Below are 14,703 nucleotides of genomic sequence, written 5' to 3'. Positions count from 1 at the left end.
GGAGGGCAGTCTAGGTGGAACGCGTGAGATGGGTATGGTGGATCGCGTGATGCAAACGGATAAGCCGTCGAATTGGAATCTGCCGAATGTGTTGACGTCTCTGCGGATTCTGTTCATTCCTGTGTTCGCGTGGCTGGTGCTTTCGGAGCGCTGGTGGTGGGCGTTTGGCCTGTTTGTGGCGTTGATGATCACAGACAAGCTTGACGGGGATATTGCTCGTGCGCGGGGGCTGATTACGGATTTCGGCAAGATTGCTGATCCGATCGCGGACAAGGCGTTGATGATTACTGCGCTGGTTACGTTGAATATTGCGGGGCCGTTGCCGGTGTGGGTCACTGTGGTGATCGTGGCTCGTGAGCTGGGGATCACGGTGTGGCGTATGTGGATGTTGCGTCGCGGTCTGGTGGTGCCGGCGTCGAAGGGTGGCAAGGTGAAGACTGTCCTGCAGTCGCTGGCGGTTGGCCTGTACTTGTGTCCGTTGCCCGCATGGGCGGATACGCCGGTGTTTGTGGTGATGTTGCTCGCGGTGGCGGTCACCGTGGTTACGGGTGTGCAGTATTTGGTTGATGCAGGAAAGGCGAACAAATGACGACGGCGCAATTGCTTATCGACGAACTACGTTCCCGGAACCAAACCATCGCTTTTTGCGAGTCGCTGACTGCCGGGCTTGCTGCTGCGACCCTTGCGGACGTGCCGGGTGCTTCCGACGTACTCGTCGGCGGTTTGGTGACGTACTCGGCGGAGCTCAAAACCGAGTTGGCCCACGTTCCGGCCGACCTGATTGAGGAAGAAGGCGTGGTCTCCGCGGCGGTGGCCCGCGAGATGGCGCGCGGTGCTCGTAAGGTGTGCGGGACGGATTGGGCGGTTGCGCTTACTGGCGTCGCAGGGCCCGGTGCGCAAGACGGTATGCCGGCTGGCACGGTGTGGATTGGGCTGGCGGGGCCGAAGTGGACGGCGTCGTCGCAAGCTGCGGAACTGCTCGATTCGGAAGCGGGCCGGTATGCGCTTGTCGATGGACATGCGACCCCTGTCCGAGTCCTCGCAGGGTCGCGCAACGAGATTCGTCGACGCGCGGTCGAAGCGGCCCTGGTTGGTGCGCTGACTGGCGTTCGGGAACAAAACTAGACCACCGATCGTTGGAGCAGCTGATGACAACTACGACTCTGCTTTACGAAGCCCCGGTAGAACTGCCGATTGCATCCGCCCCAGCGCGTGAGCCGCTGTTCCGCGAAGCCCTCGGTATGTCGCTGCGCGCTTTTCGCGCTGATAAGGGCGTAACCCTTCGCACGTTGGCGAAGGAGGCTCGCGTGTCTTCCGGCTACATCTCGGAGCTGGAGCGCGGTCGCAAGGAAGTGTCCTCTGAACTGCTTGCAGCGCTGTGCGAGGCACTGGACACCACGGTGTCTGAGGTGTTGCTGGAAGCGGTGGCGAATATGTCGCTGCATTCCTTCAACGAGGAACTCGCGGTCACCTCTCCGGCGGCTGCGGAAGCGTAACGGAGCTCACCCGACTATTGTGGGTGGAGTTTGACGCACTAACTAATGAAGATGAAAGGTCGCGGTGATTAGCCATGGCGAACCCCTTTTCCAAGTTCTGGAACTACCTGATGGCTCTCTTCGACAACAAGATCGAAGAGAACGCTGACCCGAAGATCCAGATTGAGCAGGCCATCAACGAGGCGCAGCGCCAGCACCAGGCACTGTCGCAGCAGGCTGCCGCGGTGATTGGTAACCAGCGTCAGTTGGAGATGCAGCTCAACCGTCGCCTCGAGGATGTTGAGAAGCTGCAGGCGAATGCCCGCCAGGCGCTCAAGCTTGCTGATAAAGCTCGCGGCGAGGGCAACGCGCAGAAGGCGCAGGAGTACGAAAACGCCGCGGAGGCGTTTGCGGCACAGCTGGTCACCGCTGAGCAGGGTGTGGAGGATACTAAGCAGCTCCACGACCAGGCGCTGCAGCAGGCAGCTCAGGCGAAGCAGGCTGTGGAGCGCAACGCGGCGCACCTGCAGCAGCAGGTTGCTGAGCGCTCGAAGCTCCTGTCGCAGCTGGAGCAGGCGAAGATGCAGGAGAAGGTTTCGGAGACGATGCAGTCGATGAACTCGATTACTGCGTCCGGTCCGAACTTGGATCAGGTTCGTGAGAAGATTGAGCGTCGTTACGCTAACGCGCTTGGTGCCGCCGAGTTGGCGCAGAACTCCATTCAGGGTCGTATGGCTGAGGTTGAGCAGGCCGGTATCCAGATGGCTGGTCACGGCCGCTTGGAGCAGCTGCGTGCGGAGATGGCAGGCGAGCTCACCGCTGGCAAGAAACAGGCGATTGAGCCGGGGCAGTCCGCTACCGACGCTAACGTCAGCGATGATGCGGTTGCGCAGCGCATGCGCGAACTGCGCGGCGAGTAAATCACAACGTCGAAGGCCCGAAGCACATCGCTTCGGGCCTTTTCGCTGCGTGGGGTTAGTCGACGGCGCCGCGCGCCATGAGCGCTTCACCGATCATCTTCGCCCGCCGCACGGAGCGGATGACCAGGGGAGTGCCGAACGCTAGGAGGGAGAAGCCAGCCCCGCGGGCTTTGCGGGCGTCGAGGACTTCGTTCGCGGTCGCGAGTGTCAGCGGAATCAGGCGAATGGTGAGTGCAATGGTGAGCGAGATGAGTTCGCCTGTGCGTCCCAACGGTGCGAGTGCTCGGTCGAGGGCGTCAAGGAGTTCCTGGACCGGGGTGGTCAGTGTGAGCAGGTTCGCCGCCGCGATGGTGGCAAGCAGCCCGATGAGTAGCGTCGCCGCCGATTCGACGCCGTTTTGCCACACCATGAACGCGCCTAAAAAGATCAGGAAGGGCAGGAGTGGCACGAGTTGGCGCCACGCAATCTTCATTGGGATGCGTGCCCACAAGTAGAGCACCAGCACAAACCCGAGTGCGGCGGCTGCGTGCCAGGGCCGGGTGGGCAGGACAGTGACCCCGATGATGAAGACCACCAGCAGCACGAACTTCAGCGCTGGCTGGATGCGGTGGAGCAGTGTGTCGCCGGGGATGTAGACACCGAGGGGGAGTTCGCGGATCATGGTTTGTTATCCATGAGGTCGGTGTAGAACGCGATGGCGTCGGCGGGGTTGCTGTCGTAGACGAGTGCGCCGTCGTCGATGACGAGGACGCGTTCGAAGTCGCGCAGCATGTCCAGGTCGTGTGTGACCACGATGAGTTGCTGCTCGAGTGCGTTAAGTTCGCGCACGATTCGTTTGCGGTTGCGCAGGTCAAGCAGTGTCGTGGGTTCGTCTGCGATGATGGTGTCTGGTTCGATCACCATCACGGATGCAAGTGCGAGCATCTGTTTTTCGCCGCCCGACAGGGTGTGTGGTGAGTTTTCGGCGAGGTCGGTGAGTTCGAAGCGGGCGAGGGCGTCGTCGACACGCGATCGCACTTCGTCGCGGGGGAGTTTGAAGCGGCGAAGGGAGAAGGCGACGTCGTCGGAGACGCGTGGCATGACGATTTGGGATTCGGCGTCGGAGAAGACGAATCCGACGCGTTTGCGGACGTCGCGGCCTTGGGTGGTGGGGGAGAGGTCGTCGTAAAGCACTTGCCCTGAAGTGGGTTCGATGAGTCCGTTGATGAGGCGCACGGTGGTGGATTTGCCGGAACCGTTGGAGCCGATGATGCCGATGCGTTGCTCACTCAGGCGCGTGGTGAGTGGCTGAAGGACGGTGTTGCCGTCGTAGGTGACGGCTGCGCCTTTGAATTCGATGACGGGCATCGTGCTTATCGACGACTACCGCGCAGGTCAGGGAACGCCTGGTGCACCGCGATTGCGATGGCGATCATGAGAGCGACCTTGCCGGCGTCAGGCAGCAGGAATGGCACCTGTGCGGCCCATGCTGCGCCGAAGGACATCTCAGCGCGGGCCATGAGGCCGAATACGCCGCAGAGGTACTGGAAGAACAGGGCAACGTAGCCGGCGACGATGAGGACGCCGATCGTAGCTGCGGTGTTGCGGCGGAATGGCGCACGGTAGGCGATCAGGCCCGCGACGGTAGCGGAGACGAGGTAGCCCACAAGGTAGCCCACGGTCGTGCCGCCGAGTGCGGAGATGACGGTGCGGCCGCCTGCAAGCACGGGTAGTGCGAGGCCGACCAGGAGGAAGATACCTGCGGTGAACAGGCCGCGGCGCCAGCCGAGGACGAGGCCGGCGAGGATGATGGCTGCGTTTTGCAGCACGATAGGCACGCCTGCGGCGCCGACGGGGATGGAGACGAAGCCGAGAGCGATGATGATGGCCGCGAAGACGGCGATGAGCGCAATGTCCTGCGCGGTGGAAGATTTACTCATGCGCGGCAGTGTACCTGAACGCCGTTCAATAACGCGTGTTCGGGTAGCGTGTTGAGTCATGCGTTTGACGGAGTTTCATCAACTGGTCGAGGACGAATTTGGCGCGGGTCGAGCCAAGTGGATTATCGATACGCAGGTGATACCGGGCTACGAGCGCACCGCGGCGGACATGATCGAAAGTGGTGTCGATCCCCGCGAGGCGTGGCGCGGACTCTGTGAAGCGTTTGACATTCCGGAAGAGCGCCGACTTGGCATTGACAGGCCCGGGTTTTGAATTCCCGTTCGAACACGTTTGCGTGTACAGTGTTCGGTGTCGTAGCCGCATTCTAAAGTGGCTCCTGTATTCGCCCCCGAGGAACTTTCCTTGTTTTGGAGGGAACCGAAGGGTAGGCGCGTGCGTCTAATAGGCACGGACTAACACACAGTGTGGATGCGGCAACCATCGCGCCACCAACAATTTGGAGGATGAACACCACATGGCAACGAAGAAGAAGACTGCGGCTTCAGCCGCAAACTCGCGCCAGAATGCTCTTGATGCTGCGCTGGCGATGATCGAGAAGGATTTCGGTAAGGGTGCTGTGATGCGCTTGGGCGATGAGAATCGTCCTCCGATTCAGTCCATCTCTTCCGGCAACACGGCTATCGACGTTGCCCTTGGTATCGGCGGCTGGCCACGCGGCAGGGTCGTGGAGATCTACGGCCCGGAGTCGTCCGGTAAGACGACCGTTGCCCTGCATGCGATTGCGGAGGCGCAGCGCGCAGGCGGCATCGCGGCGTTCATCGATGCCGAGCACGCCCTCGACCCTGACTACGCCCGCAAGCTTGGCGTGGATACCGACAATCTGCTGGTCTCCCAGCCAGATACGGGTGAGCAGGCGCTTGAGATCGCGGACATGCTGGTGCGCTCTGGTGCTATCGACATGATCGTGATCGACTCTGTTGCAGCGCTGACCCCGAAGGCTGAAATCGAGGGCGAGATGGGTGACTCCCACGTCGGCCTCCAGGCACGTTTGATGTCGCAGGCACTGCGCAAGATGACCGGTGCGCTGTACAACTCCGGGACTACCGCGATCTTCATTAACCAGCTGCGTGAAAAGATTGGCGTGATGTTCGGCTCCCCGGAGACGACCACTGGCGGTAAGGCCTTGAAGTTCTACGCGTCGGTGCGTTGCGATGTCCGCCGTATTCAAACCCTGAAGGACGGCCAGGATTCCATCGGTAACCGCACCAGGATGAAGGTTGTGAAGAACAAGGTTTCCCCGCCGTTCAAGATCGCCGAGTTCGACATCATGTACGGCGAGGGCATCTCGCGGGAGTCCTCCATCATCGACATGGGCGTGGAAAACGGCATTGTGAAGAAGTCCGGCTCGTGGTTCACCTACGAGGGCGACCAGTTGGGGCAGGGTAAGGAAAAGGCGCGCCTGTTCCTCAAAGACAACCCGGACCTGGCCGACGAAATCGAAGACAAAATCTTCCGCGCGCTTGGTGTGGGCAAGTATGCCAAAGTCGACGATGATGCCTTGTCAGATGATCCGGTGGACATGGTGCCCAACATCGATTTTGACGACGAAGACGACGCCAAGGCGGACGAGAAGTAGCACATGGCGGACCCCGAAAAGATTGCGCGCCTCAAAGCAGCTCTCGAGGCGTACGAACCGGGGTCGGGATTCATCGACCACGCCCATGAGGAGGCGAAGGCCCCGGTACGCAAACGCGCATTAGGGCTGCTGGATCAGCGGGCGCGCTCGCGTGAGGAGCTGCGTGGTCGGCTGATCAAGGCCGAGTTTGAGCCTGCGCTTGTCGACGAAGTCCTCGACGACCTCGCCGCTTCCGGCCTGATCAATGACGCTTCATTTGCTTCTGAGTGGGTGCGTCAGCGCGCTGCGCGTCGCGGAAAGTCTGCTCGTGCGCTCGATATGGAGCTGCGTGACAAAGGAGTGGGGAGTGCGGACCGTGCGGCTGCGCTCGAGCAGATTACTGACGACGATGAAGAGCGCATCGCCCGCGGGGTCGCCGAAAAGGCAGCACGCAAGGTGAAACACGCACCCGAGGATCGGGCAGAGTACGACAAGTTTTTGCGCCGGATCGTTGGGGCACTTGCCCGCCGTGGGTTTCACCAGGGGATGGCAATGCACTTGGGGAGGGAAGCACTCGACGAACGCATCGCCGAGTGCGAAGCCCACGCGTGACGCGGGGTGGTGACCCCGCACACGGGGGGTTAGTGTTTCTCCACAGGATTGTCGATCTGCTGGTAACCAGGGGCTTGCCAGTCGAGGTTCACGGTGTCCTTTGTGTCCAAACCGACTTCCTTGCCGGCGGTGGGCACCTTGGCAAACGGGTTGCGGCGTGCGCGGCCAGCGCGCAGTTGGCGCTCGACGCGGGTAGCGAGCATTGTCAGCGCGTAGTTGATCAGGATCATGATGATGGCCACCACGATGAGCGACGCCAAGTAGTTCCGGTTTGCAGAGGCGACCTGCGTGCCGGAGCGAACAACCTCGACGTAGCCAATTTGGTAGCCCAGGGCGGAATCCTTCAGCGCAATGACCATCTGGGAAATCAGTGCCGGGAGCATGGCAGCAACGGACTGGGGGAGCAAGATCTTGCCCATCGTCTGCCAGTGGCTTAAGCCAAGTGCCTGAGCGGCTTCGGTTTGGCCGCGGGGTAGCGATTTGATGCCGGCGCGGAGGATCTCGGCGATAACGGAGCCGTTGTAGAGCGTCAGTGCCACAACGACGGCCCAAAACGCGAGCGACGCTGGTGGAACGATCTTGTATACCGCGAAGACCTGGTACAGGAAGATCATGAGCAGCAGCACTGGGATTGCGCGGAAGAACTCGACAACCACAGCGCAGAACCCGCGTACGAGTTTGTTTGGGGCAAGGCGGCCAAGCCCGAAGATGACACCGAAGACAATTGCGAGCAGCACCGATACGACGGCGGCCTTAATGGTGCCGACGAGGCCAGGGATGATGTATGTGGTCCAGGTGTTTCCCTGGATGAAGGGGGTCCAGCGTTCGGCGTCGAGTTGGCCGTGTGTGGCTAGTTTGCTCAGTACCCACCAGCCGACGAGCAAAAGCACAGCGATGGTGATTGCGGTGTAAATGTAGTTGCGGCGTACGGCTTTGGGGCCGGGGGCGTCGTAGAGAACAGTTGCGCGGACAGAGGATGCCATTATCGTTTCACCGCCAGACGGTTAGACAGCCAGCCGATGACGAGCCCTGTTGGCAGTGTGAGCACGATGAAGCCGAGGGCGAAGATGCCGAAGATGGCGAAGAGCTGGTTTGCGTGGAATTCGATGGTGGATTTCATCAGCAGCGATGCTTCCGCGACGCCGATGACCGATGCGATCGTGGTGTTCTTCGTCAAAGCGATCAGCGTGTTGCCCAGCGGAACGATTGCTGCACGCAGAGCTTGGGGGAAGATAATCAACGAGAAGATCTGCCCGAAGCTCAGTCCGAGGGAGCGTGCGGCTTCGGCTTGTCCGAAGTGAACGGTGTTGATGCCGCTTCGGAGCGATTCGGCGACGAAGCACGAGGTGTACAAAACGAAGCCGAGGATCGCGAGGCGGAAGTTTTGGTCTGCAAGGTAGGTGCTGGATTCGCGGCTCGCGAGCTCAAGGCCAAGGTTTTGGTAGAGGCCGAACGAGCAGAACAGGATCACAAGTGTCAGCGGGGTGTTGCGCACGGTGTTGATGTAAAACGCCGACAGGTTCCGCAGGATGGCAACGGGGGAGACCCGCATAGCAGTGAGTAGGGTGCCCAGGATCATTGATCCGATGGCGGAGTAGAAGGTCAGCTTGATTGTGGTCCAGAATGCTGGCCACAGTTTGGGCGCGAGATCAGCCCACATTGCATCCATGGTGGGAACTTCCAATACGTGAAGGAGATGAAGAAGGGTTGGGGCTCGGTGGCCGGGTGGGGTTCACCCAGCCACACGGCAGGTGCTACTCGACGAAGGACAGGTCGCCGACCTTGTCCTTTTCAACACCTTGGCCGCCGTCGAGGTTGTCGTTGACGAACTTGTCAAAGGATCCGTCCTCGTAAAGGGCGTTGAGTGCCTTGTTGACGGCCTCGAGTGCGCCCGGGTCTTCCTTCTTCAGGCCGACGCCGTAGTGCTCGTTGGTGAACTGCTCGCCGTCCTTCTTCAGCTCGACGACCTTGAAGTCGCCCGGGGACTGTGCGGAGTAGCCGCCGAGGATGGTTGCGTCGGTGGTGAGGGCGTCGACGTTGCCGTTGCGCAGGGCTTCGACGCAGGAGGAGTAGGTGTCGTATTCCTGGAGCTGGACGCCCGGCAGGGTGTCCTTGACCTTCTGTGCCGGGGTGGAGCCGGTGACGGAGCAGAGGATGCGGCCGTCGAGGGCTTCGAGGCCGGTGATCTCGGCGTCGTCGGAACGGACGAGCAGGGCCTGGTGGGTCAGCAGGTAGGGGCCTCCGAAGTCGACTGCTTCGGAGCGTGACTTATTGATGGAGTAGGTCGCGGCGATTGCTGCGACTTCACCGTTTTGCAGCACGGTTTCGCGCTGTGCCGAGGGGGTTTCGCGCCAGGTGATTTCTGGATGCTCCCAGCCGTTTTCGTCGGCAATGTGGTTGACCACGTAGGTGGCGACGTCGACGTCGAGGCCGGTCATGGAGCCGTCGGCTTCGCGCAGGCCTAGGCCCGGCTGGTCGTACTTAGTGCCGAGGGTGACGTTGCCGGCCTCGATCTGTGCGAGAAGGCCTTCGGCGTCGCCGGCGGAGTCGCCGCCGCAGGCGACGAGTGTGGTGGCCGCGAGCAGAGCTGCGGCAGTGGTCGATGCGAAACGTGCGGTGCGCTTCATGGTGATTCTCCTTGTAAGAAACGTGGGTGGGTTAATGGGGCAGGATCTTGCCGAGGAAGTCTCGTGCACGGCTGGACTGCGGGTTGGTGAAGAACGACTCGGGGTCGGTGTCTTCGACGATTTCGCCATCGGCCATGAACAAGATGCGGTCGGCAACTTTGCGGGCGAAGCCCATTTCGTGGGTGACCACGACCATGGTCATGCCGCTTTCGGCCAGTTCTGTCATGACGTCGAGGACCTCGCCGACCATTTCGGGGTCGAGGGCGGAGGTGGGTTCGTCGAAAAGCATGACTTTCGGCTCCATCGCAAGGGCGCGTGCGATTGCGACGCGCTGCTGCTGGCCGCCGGAGAGCTGTGCCGGATATTTTTCTGCCTGGTTGCCGATCCCCACGCGGTCGAGCAGTTCGCGAGCGCGTGCGGTGGCGTCGGTCTTTTTCACCTTGCGGACCTTGATGGGGCCCAGGGTGACGTTGTCCAGAATGGTCAGGTGCGGAAACAGGTTGAACTGTTGGAACACCATGCCTACGTCTGAACGGAGGTGGGCCAGTTCCTTCCCTTCGGCGGGGAGGGTACGGCCGTCAATTTCGATCGTGCCTTCCTCGATGGTTTCGAGGCGGTTGATCGTCCGACACAGGGTGGACTTTCCCGATCCGGACGGTCCCAGCACTACGACTACTTGTCCGCGGGGGACTTCAAGGTTGATGTTTTGTAGTGCGTGGAAGTCGTCGAAGTACTTCTCCACACCCACCATGCGAATCATGGGTTCGGCAATCTCCTGTGTCATACAGCGCACACTAGGCCATAAACGTGACCTGCGTGATAGGAATAGGGAAAGTATTTGTAATTACCAGTTAGGTCTCGGCGCTGTGCCTGGTTAGACTGTCTCGCCGTGACTACGGCAAATACCTCTGAAAACACCACTTCGCGCACCTATGAGGTGCGGACGTTCGGCTGCCAGATGAACGTGCACGATTCTGAGCGTCTCTCGGGCCTGCTTGAGGATGCGGGGTACGTGGCGGCAGACGAGGGGACTGAGCCCGACCTGGTGGTCTTCAATACCTGTGCGGTGCGTGAAAACGCGGATCAGCGCCTGTATGGCTCGCTCGGGCAGTTGAAGAACACGAAGGCGAATCACCCGGGCATGCAGATTGCGGTCGGCGGGTGTTTGGCGCAGAAGGATCGCGACACGGTGATTGAGAAGGCACCGTGGGTCGACGCCGTCTTCGGCACGCATAACATCTCCGCATTGCCGGCGTTGCTCGATCGCGCACGGGTGGAGGACGAAGCCCAGGTTGAGATCGTTGAGTCGCTCGAGGTGTTTCCGTCTGTCCTGCCGGCGAAGCGCGAGTCTGCCTACGCCGGTTGGGTGTCCGTGTCGGTGGGCTGCAATAACACGTGCACGTTCTGCATCGTGCCGTCGTTGCGTGGTAAGGAGCAGGATCGCCGCCCGGGCGATATTTTGGCCGAGGTGCAGGCGCTCGTCGATCAGGGTGTGTCCGAGGTGACGCTGCTTGGTCAGAATGTGAATGCGTATGGCGTGAACTTTGTCGACGAGGACATGGAGCGCGACCGTTCTGCGTTCTCCAAGCTCTTGCGTGCCTGTGGCGACATCGAGGGCTTGGAGCGTGTGCGTTTTACGTCGCCGCACCCGGCGGAGTTCACCTCGGATGTCATTGACGCGATGGTGGAGACTCCGAATGTGTGCCCGCAGCTGCATATGCCGTTGCAGTCGGGTTCCGACAAGGTGCTTAAGGACATGCGCCGGTCGTACCGGTCGAAGAAGTTCCTTGGGATTTTGGATGAGGTGCGTGAGAAGCTTCCGCACGCTTCCATCACCACTGACATCATTGTCGGCTTCCCGGGTGAGACTGAGGAGGATTTTCAGGCCACGCTTGATGTGGTGGAGAAGGCTCGTTTCACTTCTGCGTTTACGTTCCAGTATTCGCCGCGTCCGGGCACGCCGGCTGCGGAGATGGAGCAGCAGATTCCGAAGGCTGTGGTGCAGGAGCGTTTCGAGCGTTTGCTTGCGCTGCAGGATCGCATTAGTGCCGAGGAGAACGAGAAGATGATCGGCACGGAGCAGGAGTTGCTTGTGCAAGCGGGTGGCGGACGTAAGAATGATCGCACGCACCGCATGTCGGGTCGCGCTCGCGATGGCCGCCTGGTGCACTTCGCGGTTGAGGGTGACATTGATGGCGAGATCCGCCCGGGCGATTACGTCACTGTCACCATCACTGAGTCCAAGCCGCACTTCCTTATCGCAGATTCTGGGGTGCGTGATCACCGTCGTACGAAGGCCGGCGACAATTCGGCGGCGGGCCAGGTGCCGACGACTGCACCTGTCGGCGTGGGGCTTGGCTTACCGACGATCGGTCAACCGCCCAAGCAGCCCACCGGCGATTCGTCCTGCGGCTGCTAGGGGCTACAGTGGCTGCTATGACGCAGCAGGATTCGCAGACGTTGGCTCGCGCGGAGAAGTCCGCCGCTTCGCAGATCACGATGGGGGCGAAACGGTGGGTGCTCGCCGCGTGTGCGGTGGTGTACCTCGTGGCGTTGGTGTTGCCGTTTGCAGGTGGGGTGGCCGGTTGGCAGGTTTTGGGGCTGACCCAGGCGTCGCGCGATGCGCGCACTTCGGTGGCGGAGTACTTGTTTGTGTGGTTTTCCTTCATCGGTGTTGGGGTTTTGACATCGCTCGCAGTTGCTTTGCGACGATTCGCCGTCACCTTGCCTGCCTGGATGGTCACAACGGTCTCTGCCGTGTTTTCCATCCTCGGCATTTGGTTGCGCAACCAAAGTGCTCCGGAAACCTCACGCGACATCGGCTACTACCTGGCCATGTTGGCTGTGTTCGTTGCGGTGTTCACGCTGTTCCCGCTGATCCTGTCTCGCTCTGAGGCACAGGTGAAGGTGGCCGACGAGCGCGCGAAGGTGCAGCAGCGCGACGACGTGGCGTTGCTGCAGCAGTCGGCGACGCATCAGGCGAACGCGCACGAGGAGAACCCGTTGCTTGTGGACGACCGCCGCGCCCGTGCCGCCGAGCGCCACCGCAATATTTAGAGCTTTTGCCAACCGGTCGTCGCGGATACTACTTCCGCGGCGACCGTTTTCATGATGGCGGCTGCTGGCGCGGAGTCGGCGGGGTAGGAGCAGTACACCGTCTCCAAGTCTTCCCAGGTTGCGTGTGCTCGCTCGAGTGAAGCGCGCAGCAGGGATTTGCCGATGCCACGGCCGCGGTGCTCTGGCAGGACGTAGACAAGACCGAGTTCGCAGACCTTCGGGTCGTCGGCGTGGAAGCGCACGACTTCGCAGAGCCCGACGATGACGCCGTCGACGTAGGCCAGCCCGGTCAGTTGCGAGCCGCCTCGGTCTTGCAGCCTCGCGCCGGCGTCGCGGATGCGCTCAAGGTCCCAATTGATCGTGTCCATCACCAGGTCGCCGCGAGGGTAGTCGCGCGATGCCGCGGTGAGCAGACTGGAGAACTGCTCTACCTCGTCGGCGCCTGCTTTGCGTTTGGAGAAGAACCCTGGGCCTTCGATGACTGCGAACTCGGCGGCCACAGTACGAGGCAGGGCATCCAGTGCACTGATCTCGAACGTGGCCTGGTCTTCCCGGAAGGCCGCCGTGTAGCCGGCTTCGGTCAACGCGGGGGATGCCGGAGCGTCGGGCAGGTGTGTCACCCAGAGTTGGCGGATGGGGCGTTCGAGGCGGGTGGAGAGGTCGTCGAGAAGCAACAGCGCTGCGGCCCACGGTTCGGGCGGTTCATCTTCGCCGGGCATGGGCGCGATCTCGGCGTCGAAGGTGAAGTTCGCTTCGATCACGCGACGGTCTTCGAGCAAAGGCAGGGAGATGAAGAGCCAGGCGTCGGTGTGGTCGAGGTCGTCGTCGAAAAGTTCGCGGTAGCCCAAATCCGTCACAGGGCGGGGTGCCTGCTGGGAGGTGAGCGCGAAGAGGATTGCTTCCGACTCGGCGGACGGCTCGAGGCGCTTCGCAATGTGCGATGCGGACACACCAGAGGTGGCAAGGCCTGTGATGTCTTGGATGGCGAGCGTGGCGGAAAATGCGTAACCCCCGACCACTGCCTCCGATGAGCTGGGCCGGGGGACGTACTGCTGTGGTGTGAGCACTAGCCCTCGTTCACAGCCTTCGCAGCAACGTCGGCGAACTCCTGCCACTGCTTCGCCTGCTCACGCAGCGTTGCTGCCTTGGCGGCGTTGCCCTTGGCCTCCGCCTCCTGAGCCTGGCGCTCGAAGTCGTCGGCCTTGACCTGGAACTGGTTGACCTTGTCCTGCTGGGCAGGGTTGGTCTTGCGCCAGCGGGAGTCTTCGGCCTCGGAGACGCGTTGTTCGATGCGGGCGATCTTGTCCTCGTATTCGCGGACGCGACCACGGGGGACGAAGCCGATCTCGTCCCACTTGTCTTGCAGTTCGCGTAGTTTCGCCTTTGCGGCGCCGAGGCCCTTGGCGGGGTCGATCTGTGCGTCGTACTCAGCGATGAGCGCATCCTTGGCTTCCGCGTTGGCCTCGAATTCGCGGTCGCGCTCGGCGTTGACGGCGTTGCGGGCTTCGAAGAAGTGGTCCTGGGCTGCGCGGAAGCGCTCCCAGAGCTTGTCGTCTACCTCGCGTGGGGCGCGGCCGGCGGCCTTCCATTCCGTCATCAGGTCGCGGTAGGCGCGGGCGGTGTTGCCCCAATCAGTGGAGTCCTTGAGAGCCTCGGCACGGTCGACGAGTTCTTCCTTGACCTTCTTGGCTTGGGCGCGGTTGCGGTCCAACTCGGCGAAGTGGGCGCCGCGGCGGCGGTTGAAGCTGTCGCGGGCGCGGGAGTAGCGCTTCCACAGTTCGTCGTCGGTTGCGCGGTCGATGCCACGGATGCCACGCCACTCCTCGAGGATGTCGCGGATGCGGTCGCCGGCGCGCTTCCATTCGGTGGAGTTTTCCGCCAGGTCTTCGGCTTCGGCGGCGAGGGCTTCCTTGCGGGCGATCGCTGCCTTACGTCGCTCCGCCTTTTGCTCCTTGGCCTGCTCGCGGGCATCGGCGGATGCGGCGATGGCAGCATCGAGGCGGGCTTCGACGGCGTCGAGGTCGCCGATCACTGCGGCGTCGTCAAGCGATGCCTTGAGTGCCTCTGCGGATTTGCGGATCGCATCGGCGTCTTCCGGGTGAGCGCGCAGGCGAGTCTCGATGAGTTCGACTTCGGTAACCAGGTCGTCGTAACGCTGCCCGTAGTGTGCGAGCCCCTCCTCAGGGGTGCCGGCTTGCCAGGAGGCGATCTGGCGCTCGGTGCCACCGCGGGTGAGGAAGACGTTTCCGTCTGCATCAACACGGCCGAACTTCGACGGGTCCGATGGCGTGCGCGCTGGTACAGGAGTGGGTGTTACCGACGGGGCGCCCGTTGCCGTGGACGGGCGTGGCCCAGGCTTCGGACCCTTTTTCGCCATGGCGGCAGGCGATGGGATCTTGCCTGGTGTGTTGGTGGGGTTCGACTCGGTCATGATGGTCGTCCTTTCCGCGGCATGGGCCGCACTGTGCCGCGCGTCGCGGCTGCCTTTGCGCAATGCAAGCGATCGTACAGCCACA

At 61.8% G+C, this 14,703-nt stretch carries 18 protein-coding genes; 9 read left to right on the top strand and 9 right to left on the bottom strand.

Translation table 11 applies throughout. The annotated features are described in order from the left end of the window. Window positions 1-49: 49 nt before the first annotated feature. From pgsA to HMPREF3171_RS06845, 4 genes are all read left to right on the top strand, one after another. Window positions 50-589 carry a CDP-diacylglycerol--glycerol-3-phosphate 3-phosphatidyltransferase gene (gene pgsA / locus HMPREF3171_RS06860; protein WP_083279421.1) on the top strand — a complete coding sequence of 180 codons (540 nt, stop codon included), beginning with the start codon at window positions 50-52 and terminating at the stop codon, window positions 587-589. Next, the gene (locus HMPREF3171_RS06855; protein ID WP_070451022.1) at window positions 586-1,125 is read left to right on the top strand and encodes a CinA family protein; all 540 of its coding nucleotides are present in this window, start codon (window positions 586-588) and stop codon (window positions 1,123-1,125) included. Before pgsA ends, HMPREF3171_RS06855 begins: the two co-directional genes overlap by 4 nt. A 23-nt stretch (window positions 1,126-1,148) precedes the next feature. Further along, on the top strand, window positions 1,149-1,496 hold the full coding sequence (locus HMPREF3171_RS06850; protein ID WP_070422314.1) for a helix-turn-helix domain-containing protein: 348 nt from the start codon (window positions 1,149-1,151) through the stop codon (window positions 1,494-1,496). Between the two features lie 74 nt (window positions 1,497-1,570). Beyond that, complete coding sequence (locus HMPREF3171_RS06845) at window positions 1,571-2,395, top strand: PspA/IM30 family protein (RefSeq protein WP_070451023.1); 825 nt, start codon at window positions 1,571-1,573, stop codon at window positions 2,393-2,395. A 55-nt stretch (window positions 2,396-2,450) separates the two neighbouring features. Here the strand turns inward: HMPREF3171_RS06845 and HMPREF3171_RS06840 are convergent, their stop codons facing one another. The 3 genes from HMPREF3171_RS06840 to HMPREF3171_RS06830 are packed head-to-tail and all read right to left on the bottom strand — an operon-like array spanning window position 2,451 to window position 4,314. Continuing rightward, the gene (locus HMPREF3171_RS06840) at window positions 2,451-3,056 is read right to left on the bottom strand and encodes an energy-coupling factor transporter transmembrane component T family protein (RefSeq protein WP_070451024.1); all 606 of its coding nucleotides are present in this window, start codon (window positions 3,054-3,056) and stop codon (window positions 2,451-2,453) included. Then, a complete protein-coding gene (locus HMPREF3171_RS06835; protein ID WP_070483837.1) occupies window positions 3,053-3,742 on the bottom strand; it encodes an energy-coupling factor ABC transporter ATP-binding protein in 690 nt (229 codons plus the stop codon). Before HMPREF3171_RS06835 ends, HMPREF3171_RS06840 begins: the two co-directional genes overlap by 4 nt. 5 nt (window positions 3,743-3,747) lie before the next feature. Beyond that, a complete protein-coding gene (locus HMPREF3171_RS06830) occupies window positions 3,748-4,314 on the bottom strand; it encodes a biotin transporter BioY (protein ID WP_070422318.1) in 567 nt (188 codons plus the stop codon). A gap of 58 nt (window positions 4,315-4,372) precedes the next feature. Here HMPREF3171_RS06830 and HMPREF3171_RS06825 point away from each other — a divergent pair, with 58 nt between their 5' ends. The 3 genes from HMPREF3171_RS06825 (at window position 4,373) to recX (ending at window position 6,503) form a co-directional block, all read left to right on the top strand. Continuing rightward, the gene (locus tag HMPREF3171_RS06825; RefSeq protein WP_070422319.1) at window positions 4,373-4,588 is read left to right on the top strand and encodes a DUF3046 domain-containing protein; all 216 of its coding nucleotides are present in this window, start codon (window positions 4,373-4,375) and stop codon (window positions 4,586-4,588) included. Between the two features lie 202 nt (window positions 4,589-4,790). Next, the gene (gene recA, locus HMPREF3171_RS06820) at window positions 4,791-5,912 is read left to right on the top strand and encodes a recombinase RecA (protein ID WP_070483834.1); all 1,122 of its coding nucleotides are present in this window, start codon (window positions 4,791-4,793) and stop codon (window positions 5,910-5,912) included. Window positions 5,913-5,915: 3 nt separating this feature from the next. Beyond that, window positions 5,916-6,503: a recombination regulator RecX gene (gene recX / locus HMPREF3171_RS06815; protein ID WP_070483833.1), complete on the top strand. Its 588-nt coding sequence runs from the start codon at window positions 5,916-5,918 to the stop codon at window positions 6,501-6,503. Window positions 6,504-6,532: 29 nt separating this feature from the next. Here recX and HMPREF3171_RS06810 read toward each other — a convergent pair whose 3' ends face one another. The 4 genes from HMPREF3171_RS06810 to gluA all read right to left on the bottom strand — a co-directional run bounded on the left by HMPREF3171_RS06810 (window position 6,533) and on the right by gluA (window position 9,890). Next, a complete protein-coding gene (locus tag HMPREF3171_RS06810; protein WP_070483831.1) occupies window positions 6,533-7,486 on the bottom strand; it encodes an amino acid ABC transporter permease in 954 nt (317 codons plus the stop codon). Further along, complete coding sequence (locus HMPREF3171_RS06805) at window positions 7,486-8,172, bottom strand: amino acid ABC transporter permease (protein WP_070422323.1); 687 nt, start codon at window positions 8,170-8,172, stop codon at window positions 7,486-7,488. The genes HMPREF3171_RS06810 and HMPREF3171_RS06805 overlap by 1 nt, the downstream gene beginning before the upstream one ends. Window positions 8,173-8,257: 85 nt before the next feature. Further along, entirely contained in the window at window positions 8,258-9,130 is an 873-nt protein-coding gene (locus tag HMPREF3171_RS06800; protein WP_070422324.1) for a glutamate ABC transporter substrate-binding protein, read from the bottom strand. A gap of 31 nt (window positions 9,131-9,161) precedes the next feature. Beyond that, entirely contained in the window at window positions 9,162-9,890 is a 729-nt protein-coding gene (gene gluA, locus HMPREF3171_RS06795) for a glutamate ABC transporter ATP-binding protein GluA (RefSeq protein ID WP_070483829.1), read from the bottom strand. Between the two features lie 129 nt (window positions 9,891-10,019). On the opposite strand from gluA, the gene miaB reads away from it, so the two are divergent. Beyond that, window positions 10,020-11,549: a tRNA (N6-isopentenyl adenosine(37)-C2)-methylthiotransferase MiaB gene (gene miaB / locus HMPREF3171_RS06790; protein ID WP_070483827.1), complete on the top strand. Its 1,530-nt coding sequence runs from the start codon at window positions 10,020-10,022 to the stop codon at window positions 11,547-11,549. Between the two features lie 17 nt (window positions 11,550-11,566). Further along, window positions 11,567-12,187 (top strand): Rv2732c family membrane protein, encoded by a 621-nt coding sequence (locus HMPREF3171_RS06785; RefSeq protein WP_070451032.1) that lies wholly within the window; start codon window positions 11,567-11,569, stop codon window positions 12,185-12,187. Here the strand turns inward: HMPREF3171_RS06785 and HMPREF3171_RS06780 are convergent. Together HMPREF3171_RS06780 and HMPREF3171_RS06775 are read right to left on the bottom strand one after the other, a co-directional pair. Continuing rightward, entirely contained in the window at window positions 12,184-13,254 is a 1,071-nt protein-coding gene (locus HMPREF3171_RS06780) for a GNAT family N-acetyltransferase (protein ID WP_070483825.1), read from the bottom strand. The genes HMPREF3171_RS06785 and HMPREF3171_RS06780 overlap by 4 nt on opposite strands. Beyond that, window positions 13,254-14,618: a DUF349 domain-containing protein gene (locus HMPREF3171_RS06775; RefSeq protein WP_070483823.1), complete on the bottom strand. Its 1,365-nt coding sequence runs from the start codon at window positions 14,616-14,618 to the stop codon at window positions 13,254-13,256. The genes HMPREF3171_RS06780 and HMPREF3171_RS06775 overlap by 1 nt, the downstream gene beginning before the upstream one ends. Window positions 14,619-14,703: the final 85 nt, after the last annotated feature.

Origin of the sequence: Corynebacterium sp. HMSC08F01 (assembly GCF_001807545.1) — a bacterium.
GTDB classification, from domain to species: Bacteria; Actinomycetota; Actinomycetes; order Mycobacteriales; family Mycobacteriaceae; genus Corynebacterium; species Corynebacterium coyleae.
This window is presented reverse-complemented; position numbering and strand designations above follow the sequence as displayed.